This is a genomic window from Pseudomonas sp. NFACC05-1 (assembly GCF_900100135.1).
Taxonomy (GTDB): Bacteria; Pseudomonadota; Gammaproteobacteria; order Pseudomonadales; family Pseudomonadaceae; genus Aquipseudomonas; species Aquipseudomonas fluorescens_Q.
The window spans coordinates 179563-197365 of the sequence record NZ_FMTR01000003.1 but is presented as its reverse complement, the minus strand read 5'-3'; the positions used below and the strand labels follow the sequence as shown (position 1 = coordinate 197365).

Annotated in this window: 11 protein-coding genes; 4 read left to right on the top strand and 7 right to left on the bottom strand. The window is 61.2% G+C overall.

The genetic code is table 11. From position 1 onward, the window contains the following. Positions 1–126 precede the first annotated feature (126 nt). On the top strand, positions 127–2019 hold the full coding sequence (locus BLO97_RS07230; protein WP_218189609.1) for a methyl-accepting chemotaxis protein: 1893 nt from the start codon (positions 127–129) through the stop codon (positions 2017–2019). Positions 2020–2132: 113 nt separating this feature from the next. Here the strand turns inward: BLO97_RS07230 and BLO97_RS07225 are convergent, their stop codons facing one another. From BLO97_RS07225 to BLO97_RS07205, 5 genes are all read right to left on the bottom strand, one after another. Then, positions 2133–2729, bottom strand: coding sequence for a DUF924 family protein (locus BLO97_RS07225; RefSeq protein ID WP_092146454.1), 597 nt, complete (start codon positions 2727–2729; stop codon positions 2133–2135). A gap of 3 nt (positions 2730–2732) precedes the next feature. Then, positions 2733–3743: a class 1 fructose-bisphosphatase gene (locus tag BLO97_RS07220; protein ID WP_014336119.1), complete on the bottom strand. Its 1011-nt coding sequence runs from the start codon at positions 3741–3743 to the stop codon at positions 2733–2735. Between the two features lie 231 nt (positions 3744–3974). Next, on the bottom strand, positions 3975–5351 hold the full coding sequence (locus tag BLO97_RS07215) for a DUF3999 domain-containing protein (RefSeq protein WP_092345436.1): 1377 nt from the start codon (positions 5349–5351) through the stop codon (positions 3975–3977). After that, positions 5348–8971, bottom strand: coding sequence for a DUF2339 domain-containing protein (locus BLO97_RS07210; RefSeq protein ID WP_092345434.1), 3624 nt, complete (start codon positions 8969–8971; stop codon positions 5348–5350). The genes BLO97_RS07215 and BLO97_RS07210 overlap by 4 nt, the downstream gene beginning before the upstream one ends. Before the next feature lie 290 nt (positions 8972–9261). Then, a complete protein-coding gene (locus BLO97_RS07205; protein WP_092345432.1) occupies positions 9262–11712 on the bottom strand; it encodes a glycogen/starch/alpha-glucan phosphorylase in 2451 nt (816 codons plus the stop codon). A 106-nt stretch (positions 11713–11818) separates the two neighbouring features. Between BLO97_RS07205 and BLO97_RS31580 the strand changes: the two genes are divergently transcribed. Beyond that, complete coding sequence (locus BLO97_RS31580; RefSeq protein ID WP_155767778.1) at positions 11819–11959, top strand: hypothetical protein; 141 nt, start codon at positions 11819–11821, stop codon at positions 11957–11959. A 6-nt stretch (positions 11960–11965) separates the two neighbouring features. Next, entirely contained in the window at positions 11966–12403 is a 438-nt protein-coding gene (locus BLO97_RS07200) for a YkgJ family cysteine cluster protein (protein ID WP_092146462.1), read from the top strand. Between the two features lie 151 nt (positions 12404–12554). Here BLO97_RS07200 and typA read toward each other — a convergent pair whose 3' ends face one another. Further along, positions 12555–14375 carry a translational GTPase TypA gene (typA, locus tag BLO97_RS07195; protein WP_047226918.1) on the bottom strand — a complete coding sequence of 607 codons (1821 nt, stop codon included), beginning with the start codon at positions 14373–14375 and terminating at the stop codon, positions 12555–12557. A gap of 138 nt (positions 14376–14513) precedes the next feature. Continuing rightward, entirely contained in the window at positions 14514–15968 is a 1455-nt protein-coding gene (gene thiI / locus BLO97_RS07190) for a tRNA uracil 4-sulfurtransferase ThiI (RefSeq protein ID WP_063323352.1), read from the bottom strand. A gap of 328 nt (positions 15969–16296) precedes the next feature. Between thiI and glnA the strand changes: the two genes are divergently transcribed. Further along, a complete protein-coding gene (glnA, locus tag BLO97_RS07180; RefSeq protein WP_003196860.1) occupies positions 16297–17703 on the top strand; it encodes a type I glutamate--ammonia ligase in 1407 nt (468 codons plus the stop codon). Positions 17704–17803 lie beyond the last annotated feature (100 nt).

Sequence of the window (17803 nt, the reverse complement as noted above, 5' to 3'; positions counted from 1 at the left end):
TCGGAATTGAACCGCTATCGGCTGATGGGGCGCTCTGGCACGCCGATAAAAAGAAACAGCGCAAAGGAACGCGTTATGGCAAATTGACAGCCCGTCCTGACCCGTCCCTCCGCGGTAGTGTTATTAATGACCAGAAACATGAAATTCAGCCATAAAATCCTATTGGCTGCCGCCCTCGTGGTGGCCGTTGCATTCGCCTGTTTCATCCTGTTCAACGACTATCGTCAACGCCAGAGCTTGAACGCCAGCACCGAAACCTCCATGCAGGAACTCGGCAGCCTGACCAGTCGCAATATCCAGACGTGGGTCGAGGGCCGCATCCAGTTGCTGCAATCGCTGGCCCAGCAGATTGCCGCGGACGGCAGCAGTGCCGACAGCCTCAAGCGCGCCGTGGGCTTGCCGGCCTACACCAGCAATTTCCAGCTCAGTTATTTTGGTGGCACCGACGGCGTGATGTTCTCGGTACCGGCCGGCAATCGCGCTGCCGATTACGACCCGCGCGCCCGTGGCTGGTACAAGGCCGCCAACAGCGCGCAGCAAACCATCGTCACCGAACCCTACATCGCCGCCTCGTCGGGCAAGCTGGTGATCACCGTCGCCACCCCGGTGCAGCACCAGAACCAGATGATCGGCGTGGCCGGTGCGGACATCGACCTGTCCAGCGTCAGCGCCATCATCAATTCGCTGAACTTCGGCGGCCACGGCCACGCGTTCATCGTCAGTGCCGACGGCAAGATCCTGATCCACCCCGACAGCAAGCGCGTGCTCAAGACCCTGGCCGAGGCCTACCCTAACGGCGCGCCTCAAATCAGCCCGGGCGTGAAAGAAGTCGACCTCGACGGCAAGACCCAATTCATCTCCTTCACCCACGTCAACGGCGTGCCGGGAGCCGACTGGTACGTGGCGCTGGTGCTCGACAAGGACACCGCGCTGGCGATGCTCAGTGAGTTCCGCACTTCGGCGCTGATCGCCATGGTCATCGCGGTGGTGTTCATCATCGCCCTGCTTGGCATGTTGATCCGCGTGCTGATGCAACCGCTGCTGACCATGGGCCGCGCCATGCACGACATCGCCGAAGGCGAAGGCGACCTGACTCGGCGCCTGGTCATCCACGGCCACGACGAATTCGGCGCGCTGGGGACGTCGTTCAACCGCTTTGTCGAACGCATTCATACCTCGATCCGTGAAGTGGCCTCGGCCACCGGCCAGGTCAACGAAGTCGCCCTGCGCGTGGTCAGCGCGTCCAACTCGTCGATGTTCAACTCCGACCAGCAGGCTTCACGCACCAGCAGCGTAGCCGCGGCCATCAACCAGCTCGGTGCCGCCGCCCAGGAGATCGCCCAGAACGCCGCCCTCGCCTCGCAGCATTCCAGCGATGCGCGCAGCCTGGCTGAAGATGGCCAGCACGTGGTGGATAAAACCATCGCGGCCATGCAGCAGTTGTCGGCCAAGATCAGCGATTCGTGCGGCAACATCGAAACCTTGAACAGCAACACGGTGAACATCGGCCAGATTCTTGAGGTGATCACCAGCATTTCCCAGCAGACCAACCTGCTCGCCCTCAACGCGGCCATCGAAGCGGCCCGTGCCGGTGAAGCCGGGCGCGGCTTCGCGGTGGTCGCCGATGAAGTGCGCAACCTGGCCCACCGCACCCAGGATTCGGCGCAGCAAGTGCAGAAGATGATCGAAGAACTGCAAGTCGGCGCCCGGGAAGCGGTGCTGACCATGACCGACAGCCAGCGCCAGAGCGAAAGCAGCGTCGGCATCGCCAACCAAGCCGGCGAACGCCTGGGCAGCGTGACCCAGCGTATTGGTGAAATCGACGGCATGAACCAGTCCGTGGCCACCGCCACCGAAGAACAGACCGCCGTGGTGGAGTCGATCAACGTCGACATCACCGAGATCAACACCCTGAACCAGGAAGGCGTGGAAAACCTGCAAGCCACCTTGCGCGCCTGTGCCGATCTTGAGCAGCAGGCGGCGCGGTTGAAGCAGTTGGTGGGTAGTTTCCGGATCTAGTGCCTGGACTGGCCCCGTCGCGAGCAAGCTCGCTCCCACATTAATGATTGCGAACGGGGTCAAATGTGGGAGCGAGCTTGCTCGCGATAGCGGCGTCAGCTACACCGAAAGAATCAGAACCTGGACCCAGGCCTGTTCAAAAACTCCATTTCCTCAGCCGTGGACTCGCGCCCCAACACCGCATTGCGATGGGGAAACCGTCCAAACCGCGCAATGATCTTCTGGTGCCGCTCGGCATAATCCAGGTTGTCTTCAAACACCGCCCGCTGCGCCTCCGGTTGCTCTCGAACCAGGTCGATGAAGCGCGACACGGCCTCGTTCTGTACCGCAAGGTTTTCGCAGTGTTCAAGCACGAGGTAGATGAATACGCGCTGGATCGGTTTGAGTTGCCGGTCGAAACCCGCTGCCATGCCCTGGGCTACCAGCGCTTGGGCACGCAGGTCACCGGAGAAGGCTTTGGGGGTGTCGCGAAAGATCATTCGCGGGAGTTGGTCGAGGAGCAGCACCAGGGCCAGCCAACCTTCCGGGCGTTGCGCCCAGTCGGACAATTCGCCAGCCAGTGCCAGCTCGACCTGATCGCCGAAGCGCTCGTTGGCCTGGCGATCATGGCGTTTGCCGAACCACAGCTTGCCTCTGTCAGCCGATATTTCGTCCGGTGTCTTGGCTGAACCAAACCACCAATCGAGCAACGGCTGCCAGGGCTCGGCCATGATTTATTCCTTGTGGTAGGCCGTAACGCGCGCCACTTCTTCCTTCGAGCCGAGGAACACCGCCACGCGCTGGTGCAGGCCGTCGGGCTTGATATCAAGGATGCGCTGGTGGCCGTCGGTGGAAGCGCCGCCCGCCTGTTCCACCAGGAACGACATCGGGTTGGCTTCGTACATCAGGCGCAGTTTGCCCGGCTTGGACGGCTCACGGCTGTCGCGCGGGTACATGAACAGACCGCCACGGGTCAGGATACGGTGCACATCGGCAACCATCGCGGCGACCCAACGCATGTTGTAGTTCTTCTTCAGAGGGCCTTCTTCGCCTGCCAGCAATTCTTCGACGTAGCGTTTTACCGGGGCTTCCCAGTGACGCTGGTTGGACATGTTGATGGCGAATTCCTGGGTGGTTTCAGGAATGGTGATGTCTTCGTGGGTCAATACGAAGCTGCCCATCTCGCGGTCCAGGGTGAAGCCTTTGACGCCGTCGCCCAGGGTCAGCACCAGCATGGTCTGAGGGCCGTAGATGGCATAACCGGCGGCAACCTGTTCGGTGCCTGGCTGCAGGAAGGCCTTTTCATTCAAGGCTTCGTTCTGGCTCAGGTATTCGTTCGGGCAACGCAGTACCGAGAAGATGGTGCCAACCGGTGCGTTGATGTCGATGTTCGACGAACCGTCCAGTGGGTCGAACACCAGCAGGTAGGCACCCTTGGGGTATTTGCCCGGGATCTGGTAGGCATTGTCCATTTCCTCGGACGCCATGCCGGCCAGGTGACCGCCCCATTCGTTGGCTTCGAGCAGGATTTCGTTGGACAGCACGTCGAGCTTCTTCTGCACTTCGCCCTGCACGTTTTCGGTGCCCATGCTGCCCAGGACACCACCCAGCGCGCCTTTGGAGACGGCGTGGCTGATTTCCTTGCACGCACGCGCCACCACTTCGATCAAAAAGCGCAGATCGGCAGGGGTGTTGTTGCTGCGGGTCTGCTCAATCAAATAGCGACTCAAGGTAACGCGGGACATGGACGGCTCCGAAGAATAGGGGACGGAAAAACCAGCGCAGTTTAGCGCGAGTCGGGACTTAATTCCTCCTATGAGACGGGGAATGGCGGATTGAGTTCACGGGGTGGCGGCTCGCTTGTGGATTTTGGGTCGCTGGGAGACCGAATCGCGAGCAAGCTCCCACAGTTTGACCGAGTTGTTTCGACAAACGCGGCCTACTGTGGGAGCGAGCTTGCTCGCGATGAATTCACCTCAACCCTTGACCGGTGGCTTGCGCAGCAAGCTGAACGCCATCGCCGCGAGGAACAGTACGCTCAGCAGCAGCACCGCCCACAAGCCGATTTTCTTCCAGTTGGTCCCGACCGTCGCAGGCGTGGCTGCCGTGGCCGCAACCGGGGTTGACGTGGCCGCGCCGTTCACCGTCGCCGTACCCAGCGTCGCCAGGCGCGACGGTTTGTAATCGGGCACCAGCGTGGTCAAGGGCAAGCTGGCCGCTTTCACTGTCGCGTTGCCCAGGGCCAGGCGGTAAGGCCCTTCGCCGCGCGCCAGGAACACCACCTGCGTCGGACGCACGGCAAAGCGCAGGGCCGGGGCTTCGCTACCCAGGCCACCGCCACGCTCGTCCACGGTCAATTTCAATTGCTGCACGATCTGGCCGGACAGTTGCAATTGGTTTTGCAGCACATCCTGGCCGTTCTGGGTCAGGCGATAGAGCAAGCCACTGCCCAGCGGTTGCCACGGATGGCTGCTTTCACGGCGACCGGCCAGGGTCACCGGCGCCAGGCTGTTGGCCTGGCTCAGCTCGACTTGCACCTGCTCGATGTTCAGCCCCATGGGCAACTGCCAGGTGTATTCACCGGCCTTCGTAATGCTGCCGGCCAACGGCTGCGACCAGGCCAGCGGCAACGGCAGGCTTTCGCGGCTGGCGCTTTGCAACTGGGCCGCGGTCAGGATCGGCGCGGAGGATGGCGAATCCCACAACAATCGCAGGTAACGCGCCGATTGCCCCGGCAAGCTCACTTCATGCTGCTCAACTCGCTCATCGGCAAAGGTCAAGCGCGCCACCTGGCCTTCACCCCACGACTGCCAGTGTTGCAAGTCATCACTGGCTTCGATGGTGAACCGCTGGAAGCCGTCGCGCTCACTGGTCCAGTCGAGGATCAACTGCTGCAACGGCGCCTTGATCGCACTGGCATCCAACAACCAGCCACGCAGCTCCTCCTCCCCAGCTTCGAGCCTGCTGGAGGGTTGGACTTCCACCAAGGTGCCGTTGGCGTTCGATTGCACCCGCACACTGGGCGCGCGTTCATTGTCATCGGCGGCGTTGTACAGCGGGAACCACTTCACGTCGGTGAGGGTGCGGTTTTCCCGGCTCTGGGCCGACTCACGTACCAGGGCGTAGGCCTGGGCCTGACCGGCCGCGTTGAAGACCCGCAGATCGCTCAGGTCGGTCTGCCGCGCCTGCAACTGCACGTCCAACGGCAACGGCAAGCGATACCACGGCCCCTCGCCGCTCAAGGCCAACGGCACTTGATGGGCGAAATCCGCCGGTTGCTCCTGGGCCATGGCCGACAATGCCGCCCATAACCCCACCACGCCCAGCCCGATCCGACTCAACTTGCGACTCAAGACGACACTCCCTCACTGACAGGCATAGGCGGCTCATCCTGGGCGACCGTCTCCGGGCGCTTGGGTGGCAGCGGCGCAAAATAGCCCACTACCAGCAGCAACACGCCTACACCGATAAACGAAACAATCCGCGCCAGACCGCCACGGTTACTCAATTCGACAAAGAACAGCTTGGCCACGACCACGGCGATCAACGCAGCACCGATCAGCCACACTTCACGGCGATGGCGCAGATGCCCACCGATCATCAGCCCCAGGGCGATCAGGGTCCAGACAATGGACAGCCCGGCCTGCACGAACATCGACTCGAGCAGCGCGTCCAGCGCGTATGGCACCCCCATCCACTGGTGGGCCGTGCGCATCACCAGGGCGGTGAAGAACGCGAACAGCGACACACCGGCGATCAACTGGGCGATGTTCCCGACGCGATTCCAACGGTTCGTCGATTGCTCCACGGCGTTGCGAGCCCACACATAGATACCGAACAAGGCGAACAGCAGGCCCAGCTCCAAGGGGTTGAGCAACGGCACATAAGGCAGTGGCTCTGAGTTGCCATCGCTGAAGGTGTTGGTCAGCCAGAACCAACCGAGCATCAACAGCGCCATGGGTGCCGCCGCGTAGACCCGATATTCCCGTGGTTGTGCCGAAACCGGCCATGGCAGGGTACGCGGCGTGGCCATCAGCACCAGGTAAAGGCCTGGCAGGATCGCCCAGCCCAGCCAGCGCCAAGCGTTGTACTGCTCGGACAGCAATAGCAGACCGTAACGCAACTCCAGCATCAACACCGCCATCAGCAACCAGCAACCGAGCACATGGGCCGTACTGCGCGCCGGGGCCGGCAGCATCGGCGCCAGGCGCTTGAGCGAGAGGAAGTGCACGGCAAATACCGCCAGCCAGGCCAGCCAGCCGAAATTCGCGGCCGGATGATACTGGCTGTGCCACGTCGCCACCAGCACGCAGCCCGCCGCCGGAATCAGCAAGGTGCACAGCAGCCCCAGCGCCGGCCATTTCAACCGCAGCGACAAAAGGCTCCACACCGCCACGCTGATGGCCGCGACCAACAATAGCAAGCTGCCTTGCAGGTTCTCCGGGGCAAAACGCAGCACTTCGCTGACCCACGCCAGCGCCCACCAACCCGCGCCCCAGATCAGCAACAGCTCGGACAGGCGCTGCAAGCTCAAGGCGTCCAGCTCCTGCGCCGCGTGCGCCCGTTGCAGGCGCCATGCGCCCACCAGCGCTGCCAGCCCCAGGACCAGCGGCGTCCAGAACCCGCTATGGGCCAGCGGTCGCAGTCCCTCGGCGTTGAGCGGCCCCAACAGTGCTGGCCCTGCCATCAGGAACGACGCGCCGCCGAGCAGTTGCAGCAGCAGACCGAAGACAAAGCTCACGCGCTGCTTCAGGTACAGGCTCAACCAGATGATCAACAACCCGCTGGCCGCCCACACACCACTCGCGGTTTGCCAGGGCAGGACGAACAGCACCGCGAGGTTGATCAGCACCAGCCCCGCCAGCAGTACCACTGACAAGCCGCGCAGCAACCGGACATCGTTGCGCACCATATCGTCGCGCGCCGCCAGCAACATGCCGCCGATCAACGCCAGACCGATCAGAGAAGCACTGAGCAAACCGCTCCAGCCCGCGCTGAACACCGCCGCCGAATCGCCCTCGGCACCTTGCAAGCGCAACAGGAACAGGGCTCCGCCGAGCAATTGCACCGCGAACGCCGTGAACAGGAAACTGCGCGATTGCAGGCGCAGGCCGACAAACAACGTCGCCAATCCGGCCAAGGCCCAGGCGATGGCCGTGCCGTGAGTGAAGAAGAACAACGGTGCCAGCAGATAGAGGAAACTCAAGCCCAGCACTGCCAGCACCGGCAGGCCTTGGCGCTCCCAAGCCGCCGTGTGTTCAGGGGCTGCCTTGCGCAGTTGGTAGAACGTGAACAACAAAGCGCCGCCGAGCATCAACGCCCCCAACGGTGAGCCGTCGAGCAGGCTGCTTTCGCCAGATCGCAATTCGCTGAGGAAGGCCAGCGCCGAACCCAATTGCAGCAACAAAGCAAAGGCTCGTGCGAAAGGTCGTTGCTGACGCAGGCCCAGCCAGAAGATCCCCGCACCCTCCACGGCCCACGCAGCGGCGGTCCAGCGGGCGTCGAGCCCCAAGGGAATCGCCAGGCTGGAAAAAATCACCCCCAGGGCCAGGCAGGTTTCCGCCAGCAACAAGGCGCGGCCGCCCATCAATAGCCGCGCCAGGCCCATGTAGATCATGCCCAGGGCCAGGGCGCTGAAGGCAGCGGCGAACTCCAGGTGCTGCACCAACGCGAACTGCAAGCCGAAGCCCACCAGCGGCGGGGCGAACAGCATGGTGCCGTCGACGTAATCGCCCTTGCGCGCCGACCAGCGCAACAACGCGTCGCGGCTGCCCTCTTCGGGGGCGTCGTTCATTTCCAGCAGCTTGCGCCGGGTGAACAGCAAGCCAATCACCAGGTAGATAAGAAAGAACAGGATCAGGAACGGCTCGGTACTCCAAAGCAGCTCCGGTGTGTAGGAACGCATGCCCCAGGCGAAACCGATACCGAAGGTGCCGACAAAGCCGATCAGGTTGAGCAGGCGCCAGGCCTTGAACCAGGCAATCGCGAGGATGCCGGCATTGAGCAGGATGAAATAGCTGAACAGGGCGACGTGGTTGCCGCTGCCGGTGGAAGTCAGGATCGGCGCGGCAAACCCGCCCAGCGCCGCAGCCGCGGCCAGGCCCAGGGCGTTCTGGGTAATCGCCAGGATTGCCGAGAACACCGTCACCGCGACCAGCAAGCCCAGGGCCGCCTTGGAGTCGAGCAACGGATGCAGGCGCATGGCCGCGAACACCGTCAGGTACAGCACCGCGATGCCAGTCCCCTGGAGCATAAGCGCATAGTTACTGTTGCGTTGGCGCAACCACCAGCCCAGGCCCAACAGGCCCAACGCACTGGCCGCGACGCCGGCGTAACGCAACTCGATCGGCACCACCATGCCTTCGGTGGCATAGCGCAGCAAAAACGCCAGGCCGAGGAACAACAGCACCACGCCGACCCGCAGTACCGTGTTGCCGCCGAACAGCCAGTTGCGCGCGCCGATGATGGCGCGGTCGAACAGATTCGGACCACGCGGGGCCGCCGGCTCCGCAATCACTGGCTCCAGAGGCAAAGGGGCAAAATCACGCTCGGCACGTCGACTGGACGTCTCTGGTGCGGGCTTCCAAATGTCATCGGGCAACGGCTGGCTGGCCTGGGTGGCCATAGCGGGTGCGGGTTCGAGGTCTGACGGTAGTTCCCAGACGAGCTCCGGTTCGGTGCGCGTCGCGGGCTTCGCGGCCTGGGGCGCGACAACCTCGGGCACAGGGGCCGGATCACTCGGTTCGGCCACCTTGCCGCGTTCGAGTACCGCCAGGCGGCCCTCCAACGTGAGCAAGCTCTGCTGGGCCTCTTGCAACAAGATCTGTTGCTTGGCCGCCTGGACACCCAGGCGCCCCAATCGAAACGCCTGGGCGATGCCAAGCCCCACCAAAGCGCCTATCAGCGCATCGGCGAACGACTCGTCCACCACCCAGCCGAGTGCCAGGCCCAACAGCGTCAAGATCCATTGCATGGTCGATATCCCTAAGCGGCCCGTTGCGGGCATGACCGGGGTGATGCGGTGCCTGGATCAGTCTAGTGGAACCCCCCAAACCCTGTGGGAGCGAGCTTGCTCGCGATAGCGGCATGACAGACACCTCAAGGTTGACTGATACACCGCTATCGCGAGCAAGCTCGCTCCCACATTGGATTGTTGGCACTTCCAGTGCTGAGCCCGGCTACACAGCCCGGCGAAACTGGCGCCTAGTATATCGACGAAGCCCAACCGCCGTTGGGCTTCGCTCACATTTCTTACAGTAAATGCTACTCCAGGGCTTTCCAGATATCGGTGGCGTACTCACGAATGGTCCGGTCCGAGGAGAACCAGCCCATGCGCGCGGTGTTGAGCACCGCCGAACGCCACCATTGCTTGGAGTCGTGCCAACGCTCTTCGACCTTGGCCTGGGCGTTCCAGTACGAGTCGAAGTCGGCGCAGACCAGGAAGCGGTCGTAATCGACCAACGAGTCCACGAGCCCGGCGTAGCGCATCGGATCATCCGGCGAAAACACTCCGCCGCGAATCGCCTGCAGCACGTCGTTGAGCCGATGGGACGCGGCGATGTCCGGCGCGGCGCTGAACTCACCGTTTTGCTTGCGGGCCTCCACCTGCTCGGCGGTCAGGCCGAAGATGAACATGTGCTCACCGCCGACGCGCTCATGCATCTCCACGTTGGCGCCGTCCATGGTACCGATGGTCAGTGCGCCGTTGAGGCCGAACTTCATGTTGCTGGTGCCCGACGCTTCGAAACCGGCCGTGGAGATCTGCTCCGACAGGTCCGCCGCCGGAATGATGCTTTCGGCCAGGCTGACGTTGTAGTTAGGCAGGAACACCACTTTGAGCAAGCCGCGCACGGTCGGGTCGTTGTTGACCACCCGGGCGATGTCGTTGGTCAGCTTGATGATCAGCTTGGCCTGGTGGTAACTGGCAGCGGCCTTGCCGGCGAAGATCTTCACCCGCGGCACCCAGTCCACCTCCGGCTCGGCGCGGATCGCCTGGTACAGCGCCACAGTGTGCATCAAGTTGAGCAACTGGCGCTTGTACTCGTGGATCCGCTTGACCTGCACGTCGAACATCGCCGCCGGGTTCACCGCGATGCCCAGGCGCTCGTGGATCAGATAAGCCAGGGCCTTCTTGCTGTGCAGGCGCTGCTCGGCGAACAGCTTGCGAAACGCTGGTTTGTCGGCAAACGGCTCCAGTTCGATCAAGCGCTCCTCGGGGTTGTCGAGCACGCTCGGGCCGAGGGCATCGACCATCATCGAGGTCAATTCGGCGTTGGCCTGGAACAGCCAGCGGCGGAAGGTGATGCCGTTGGTCTTGTTGTTGATCCGCTCCGGATAGAGTTTGTGCAGCTCGGAAAACACAGTGCTGCGCATCAACTGGGTATGCAACCCGGACACCCCGTTGACGCTGTGGGAACCGAGGAACGCCAGGTTGCCCATGCGCACCCGGCGGCCATTGTCTTCTTCGATCAGCGAAACCGAACGCAGCACATCGAAATCGTGCACGCCCTTGGCCCGCAGTGAATCGATGTGCTGGGCGTTGATCAGGTAGATGATCTGCATGTGCCGGGGCAACATGCGCTCCATCAGCCCCACCGGCCAGGTTTCCAGGGCTTCGGGCAGCAACGTGTGGTTGGTGTAGGACAGCGTGTCCTGGGTGATCTGCCAGGCCGCGTCCCACGCCACGTCGTAGACGTCCACCAGTTGCCGCATCAGCTCGGCCACGGCAATGGATGGGTGAGTGTCGTTGAGCTGGATCGCCGCGTGATCGCCCAGGGTCAGCACCGAGGTGTGCATGTTGCGATGGCGACGCAGCAGGTCCTGCAGCGAGGCGGCCACGAAGAAGTATTCCTGGCGCAGACGCAGTTCCTGGCCAGCCTCGGTGCTGTCGGCCGGGTACAGCACGCGGGAAATACTTTCGGCCCGGGCCACTTCGGCTACCGCGCCCAAGTGGTCGCCGGCGTTGAAGCGTTCCAGGTGCAGGTCTTCCACAGCGCGGGCGCGCCACAGGCGCAGGGTATTGACGCTGGCACCGCGCCAGCCCACCACCGGCGTGTCGTAGGCAATGGCCCGCACGGTTTCGGCCGGGGACCAGACTTGCCGGGTCTTGCCGGCCTCATCGGTGACGGTCTCGACGCTGCCGCCAAAACCGATCGGGTAGACCACCTCCGGGCGCTCGAACTCCCACGGGTTGCCGAAATCCAGCCAATGCTCGGTCTGCTCCTGCTGCCAGCCGTCAACGATGGCCTGACGGAACAGGCCGTGCTCATAACGGATGCCGTAGCCATGGCCGGCAATACCCAGGGTCGACATGCTTTCCATGAAACACGCGGCCAAACGGCCAAGACCGCCGTTGCCCAATGCTGCATCCGGCTCGAGCAGACGAATGCGCTCCAGGTCCACACCCAGTTCGGTCAGCGCCTCGCGCGCCGTGTCCAGCAGGCCCAGGTTGCTCAGGCTGTCGTAGAGCAAGCGGCCGATGAGGAATTCCAGGGAGAGGTAATAGACGCGCTTCTGGCCCTTGCGGTAGATCTGTCGCGTGTGGTCCATCCAGTGTTCGACCATGTGGTCGCGGGCGGCGAGGGCGATGGCTTCGAACCAATCGTGATCAAACGCATGATCCGGGTCCTTGCCGACGGCATAAGTGAGTTTGGTCAACACGGCGTCGCGAAATGCGGCAACTTCAGCTTCGCGAACAAGTGGTTCTTGAGTCATTGATAAGACCTCGAACGAGCATGGAATTGTCTGAGCCTAGACGGTCTGACAGACGGTACAGGCTCTTGGTTCGGTGGATTTCCCCGAGTGTCGGAGAATCGCCGCCATGGAATTGCCGGATGGTCGAATGAATGCAGGGGCCGTGCCGATCCGGGCGGGTTTGGCCGGGATGAAAAAAAACTGGCGGATGGTCGTTCAAAATTTCACCAGTCCCGGTATGATCGCGCGCCCTGATGCATGCTGGTAAACCGTGATGATGAAGCCCAACCTGATCGCCGCCGCGGAGATCGACCGACTCGATACCTGGGCCAAATACTCCGCCCCGATGTGCGGTTCCTGCGTGTCGAGCTGCTGCACGCTACCGGTGGAGGTCAAGATCAAGGACCTGATCCGCATCGGCATCGTCGATGAGTTCGAACTGGGCGACCCGCCGAAGAACATCGCCAAGCGCCTGCAAAAGGAAGGGATCGTCGAGCGCTACAACCAGAAGTCGGAAATCTTCACGCTCCAGCGCATGAGCAACAACGATTGCCTTTATCTGGACCGCAAGAGCCGGTTGTGCACCATTTACGAGAAACGCCCGGACACCTGCCGCAACCATCCGCGGGTCGGGCCACGGCCGGGGTATTGTGCCTACAAGCCCAAGGAAGTGGAGCGCGAGCGCAATCTGCGGACGCTGGATAAGTTCTGATCTATTGATAATTCAGCGGTGCCTGAGCCGACGCTATCGCGAGCTTGCTCGCGATAGGGCCCTGACAGCCGCCACATAACTTCCAGGCATAAAAAAACGCCCCCGATCTAACGACCGGGGGCGTTTTTTTAGCTGCTAACTAAGTCGAAACTCAGTTGCCGCTTTTCTTGGCAGCGCGGGTACGCTCGCTTTCGCCCAGGATCTTCTTGCGAAGACGGATGGACTTCGGCGTCACTTCGCACAGTTCGTCTTCCTGCACGAACTCCAGCGCTTGCTCCAGGGTGAACTTGACCGGCGGAACCAGGGCGATGGTTTCGTCTTTGCCCGAAGCACGCATGTTGTCGAGCTTCTTGCCTTTGGTTGGGTTCACGCCCAGGTCGTTGTCGCGGCTGTTCAGGCCGACGATTTGACCTTCGTAGATATCCTGGCCGTGCTCGACAAACAGCTTGCCGCGCGCTTGCAGGGTTTCCAGCGAGTAGGTCAGTGCCTTGCCGGTCGCAACCGATACCAGCACGCCGTTCTGACGGCCGGACATGTCACCGGACTTCATCACGTCGTAACGATCGAAGATCGAAGTCAGGATGCCGCCACCGGAGGTCAGGGTCAGGAACTCGTTACGGAAACCGATCAGGCCACGAGCCGGGATGTTGTACTCAAGGCGCACACGGCCCTTGCCATCCGGAACCATGTTGGTCAGGTCGCCTTTACGCAGGCCCATTTGCTCCATGATCGCGCCCTGGGATTCTTCCGGCAGGTCGATGGTCACGTTTTCGTACGGTTCGTGCTTGACGCCATCAACCATGCGGATGATCACTTCAGGACGGCCCACGCCCATTTCGAAGCCTTCGCGACGCATGGTTTCGATCAGTACCGAGAGGTGCAGCTCACCACGGCCGGAGACCTTGAACTTGTCAGCCGAGTCGCCTTCTTCAACGCGCAGTGCAACGTTGTAGAGCAGCTCTTTGTCCAGGCGTTCCTTGATGTTACGGCTGGTCACGAACTTGCCTTCTTTACCGCAGAATGGCGAGTCGTTGACCTGGAAGGTCATGGAAACGGTTGGCTCGTCGACGGTCAACGGCTTCATCGCTTCGACGTTCAGTGGGTCGCACAGGGTGTCGGAGATGAACAGTTGCTCGAAGCCGCTGATGCAGACGATGTCGCCGGCCGCTGCTTCTTCAACGTCGATGCGGTGCAGGCCGTGGTGACCCATCAGCTTGAGGATACGACCGTTGCGCTTCTTGCCGTCGGCGTCGATGGCAACCACCGGGGTGTTCGGCTTGATGCGACCACGGGCGATACGGCCAACACCGATCACACCCAGGAAGCTGTTGTAGTCCAGTGCCGAGATCTGCATCTGGAACGGACCGTCACGGTCGACTTTCGGCGCCGGTACGTCGTCGACGATCGACTGGTACAGCGGGGTCATGTCTTCAGCCATGTTGGTGTGGTCCAGACCGGCAATACCGTTCAGGGCCGAGGCGTAGACGACTTTGAAGTCCAGCTGTTCTTCGGTGGCGCCCAGGTTGTCGAACAGGTCGAAGATCTGGTCCAGGACCCAGTCCGGACGCGCGCCTGGACGGTCAACCTTGTTGATCACCACGATCGGACGCAGGCCGGCTTCGAAAGCCTTCTTGGTCACGAAACGGGTTTGCGGCATAGGGCCGTCCTGGGCATCAACCAGCAGCAGCACGGAGTCGACCATCGACATCACGCGCTCTACTTCACCACCGAAGTCGGCGTGGCCCGGGGTGTCCACGATGTTGATGTGGTAGCCATTCCAGTTGATGGCGGTGTTTTTCGCCAGGATGGTAATACCGCGCTCTTTTTCCTGGTCGTTGGAGTCCATCACGCGCTCGTCGTTGAGCTCGTTGCGCTCCAGGGTGCCGGATTGACGCAAGAGTTTGTCTACCAGGGTGGTCTTACCATGGTCAACGTGAGCAATGATGGCGATGTTGCGTAGATTTTCGATCACTTGTGTATCTCGATCAGAGGATTCGGTGTGCTGACAGGTCGTGGCAGCGATTTACGTTGAGTCCGACAAGGCCGTTACAGCCTGTCGGCGGCGTCGGGGGGCCGGTGACGCAGGCCACAGGCAAACAGCCCCGGGCACTTAGCTCGGTCGATAAACGCGCACATTGGCATGCCCCTCACTGAGCAAATGGTGGGCATGCAGGCGACTCATCACGCCTTTGTCGCAATACAGCAGGTACTGGCGAGTAGGGTCCAGTTCCTTGAAACGCGCGTTCACGGCATAGAACGGCATCGTTTTTACCTCGATGCCGGCGATCTCCAGCGGGTCGTCTTCAGCGTCGTCCGGGTGACGGATGTCGATGATGATCTGACCGGCCAGCGCTTCGCCGACTTCTTCAATCTGAATGTCCTGGCCCAACTCATCGATGACTCGATCGATCGGCACCAGCCTGGCGTTTTCGAGCGCACGCTCGAGCACCGCCATGTCGAATTCTTTCTCTTCGTGCTCCACCCGCCCGCGCTTGGCCGCCGTCTTCGGATTGACCGAGATGACGCCGCAGTACTCCGGCATGTGCCGGGCAAACTCGGCGGTGCCGATTTCATTGGCCTGGTCGATGATGTCCTGCTTGTGGCTGGCGATCAGTGGACGCAAGACCAGTTTCTCGGTCACGCAGTCGATCACCGACAGGTTCGGCAACGTCTGGCTCGACACCTGGGAAATCGCCTCGCCGGTCACCAGCGCATCGATCTGCAGGCGATCAGCAATTCGAGAAGCGGCGCGCAACATCATACGCTTCAAAATGACGCCCATATGACTGTTATCGACTTTGCCGAGAATCTCGCCCAGGACTTCTTCGAATGGCACGCTCACAAATAACACGCGTTGGGAGCTGCCGTACTTCTTCCAGATGAAGTGCGCCACTTCCATCACGCCCAGTTCGTGGGCACGTCCGCCGAGGTTGAAGAAGCAGAAATGGCTCATCAACCCGCGACGCATGATCTGGTAGGCGGCCACCGTGGAGTCGAAACCGCCGGACATCAGCACCAGGGTCTGCTCCAGCGAACCCAGCGGATAACCGCCGATGCTGTTGTGCTGGCTGTGGATCACGAACAGCCGTTGGTCGCGAATTTCGATGCGCACTTCGATCTGCGGATCTTTCAGCGAAATACCGGCCGCGCCGCACTGTCGGCGCAACTGGCTGCCGACGTACTTCTCCACATCCATCGAACTGAACGGGTGCTTGCCGGCACGCTTGCAGCGCACCGAAAAAATCTTGCCGGCCAGGGCATCACCATAATGGAGCATGCACTTGGCAAGGATGTCGTCGAAATCCCCCAGCGGGTATTCATCGACTTGCAGGAAATGCGCGATGCCCGGCATGCAGCTCAGGCGCTCGGTCATTTCCTTCAGAACCTTGGGTTCACTGACACGGGTTTCCAGCTCGAGGTTGTCCCACACGCCATTCACCACCACGGCCGGGTCCAGGTCTCGGAGCACGGCACGGATGTTCTTGGCCAACTGGCGGATGAAACGCATCCGTACCGGGCGGCTCTTGATGGTGATCTCGGGGAAGACTTTTACGATTAGTTTCATGAAAACAGCGCGCGAACGGCCAGCCGAAAAAGGGGGGCGCGGATTATAGCGGAAATTGCTCAAGGTTTAACCAGTTTATGTGCAGATGGTTTTGTATGCACCAAAACAGGTCATTATCGATTGACGACGCCACATTGCAGTGCGTTATTGTCTGACAATCTTTGATTTACGCCTTTAAAAGCGTGGATTTGGTGCAAAAAACCCATGCTGGGGCACTGGCATGCAATTTGCTCCCTTGTGAGGCAGGTTGCCTTGGCAGAGTATTCGCGCCGGCATCACCCATATCTAAGGGCACTCCACTACCCGCCCGAAGCCACCCGGAGGACATATGTCGAAGTCGGTTCAACTCATCAAAGATCATGACGTCAAGTGGATTGATCTGCGCTTCACTGACACCAAAGGTACTCAACATCACGTGACCATGCCGGCCCGTGATGCGCTGGACGACGAATTCTTTGAAATCGGGAAAATGTTCGACGGTTCCTCCATCTCCGGCTGGAAAGGCATCGAAGCCTCCGACATGATCCTGATGCCGGACGACGAAACCGCCGTCCTGGACCCGTTCACCGAAGAGCCGACCCTGATCCTGGTCTGCGACATCATCGAACCTTCGACCATGCAAGGCTATGACCGCGACCCACGCGCCATCGCCCACCGCGCCGAGGAATACCTGAAGTCCACCGGTATCGGCGACACCGCTTTCTTCGGTCCTGAGCCTGAGTTCTTCATCTTCGACTCGGTCAAATTCAAGTCCGACATCTCCGGCTCCATGTTCAAGATCTTCTCCGAACAAGGTTCGTGGATGTCCGACCAGGACGTGGAAGGCGGCAACAAAGGCCACCGTCCAGGCATCAAGGGCGGCTACTTCCCGGTTCCACCGTTCGACCACGACCACGAAATCCGTACCTCCATGTGCAATGCACTGGAAGAGATGGGCCAGACCGTCGAAGTTCACCACCACGAAGTGGCAACTGCCGGCCAGAACGAAATCGGCGTGAAGTTCAACACGCTGGTCAAGAAGGCTGACGAAGTCCAGACCCTGAAGTACTGCGTACACAACGTTGCCGACGCCTACGGTCGCACCGCGACCTTCATGCCTAAGCCACTGTACGGCGACAACGGTTCGGGCATGCACGTTCACATGTCGATCTCCAAAGACGGCAAGAACACCTTCGCAGGCGAAGGCTATGCCGGCCTGTCGGACACCGCCCTGTACTTCATCGGCGGTATCATCAAGCACGGTAAGGCGTTGAACGGCTTCACCAACCCGTCGACCAACTCCTACAAGCGTCTGGTACCAGGCTTCGAAGCTCCGGTCATGCTGGCCTACTCGGCTCGCAACCGTTCCGCCTCGATCCGTATTCCTTACGTGAACAGCCCTAAAGCCCGCCGTATCGAAGCACGCTTCCCGGATCCGGCTGCCAACCCGTACCTGGCCTTCGCCGCACTGATGATGGCCGGCCTGGACGGTATCCAGAACAAGATCCACCCTGGCGATGCCGCTGACAAAAACCTGTATGACCTGCCGCCTGAAGAGGCCAAGGAAATCCCACAGGTTTGCGGCAGCCTGAAAGAAGCCCTGGAAGAGCTGGACAAGGGCCGTGCGTTCCTGACCAAGGGCGGCGTCTTCAGCGATGACTTCATCGACGCTTACATCGCACTGAAAAGCGAAGAAGAAATCAAGGTTCGCACCTTCGTACACCCACTGGAATACGAGCTGTACTACAGCTGCTGATCCAGTAAACGCCGCCACGCACGGCGTGAATAAAGAGAGGCCTCCTTCGGGAGGCCTTTTTTATGGGCGCAGGTTACGTGCATGATGCCTCGTCGCTCCC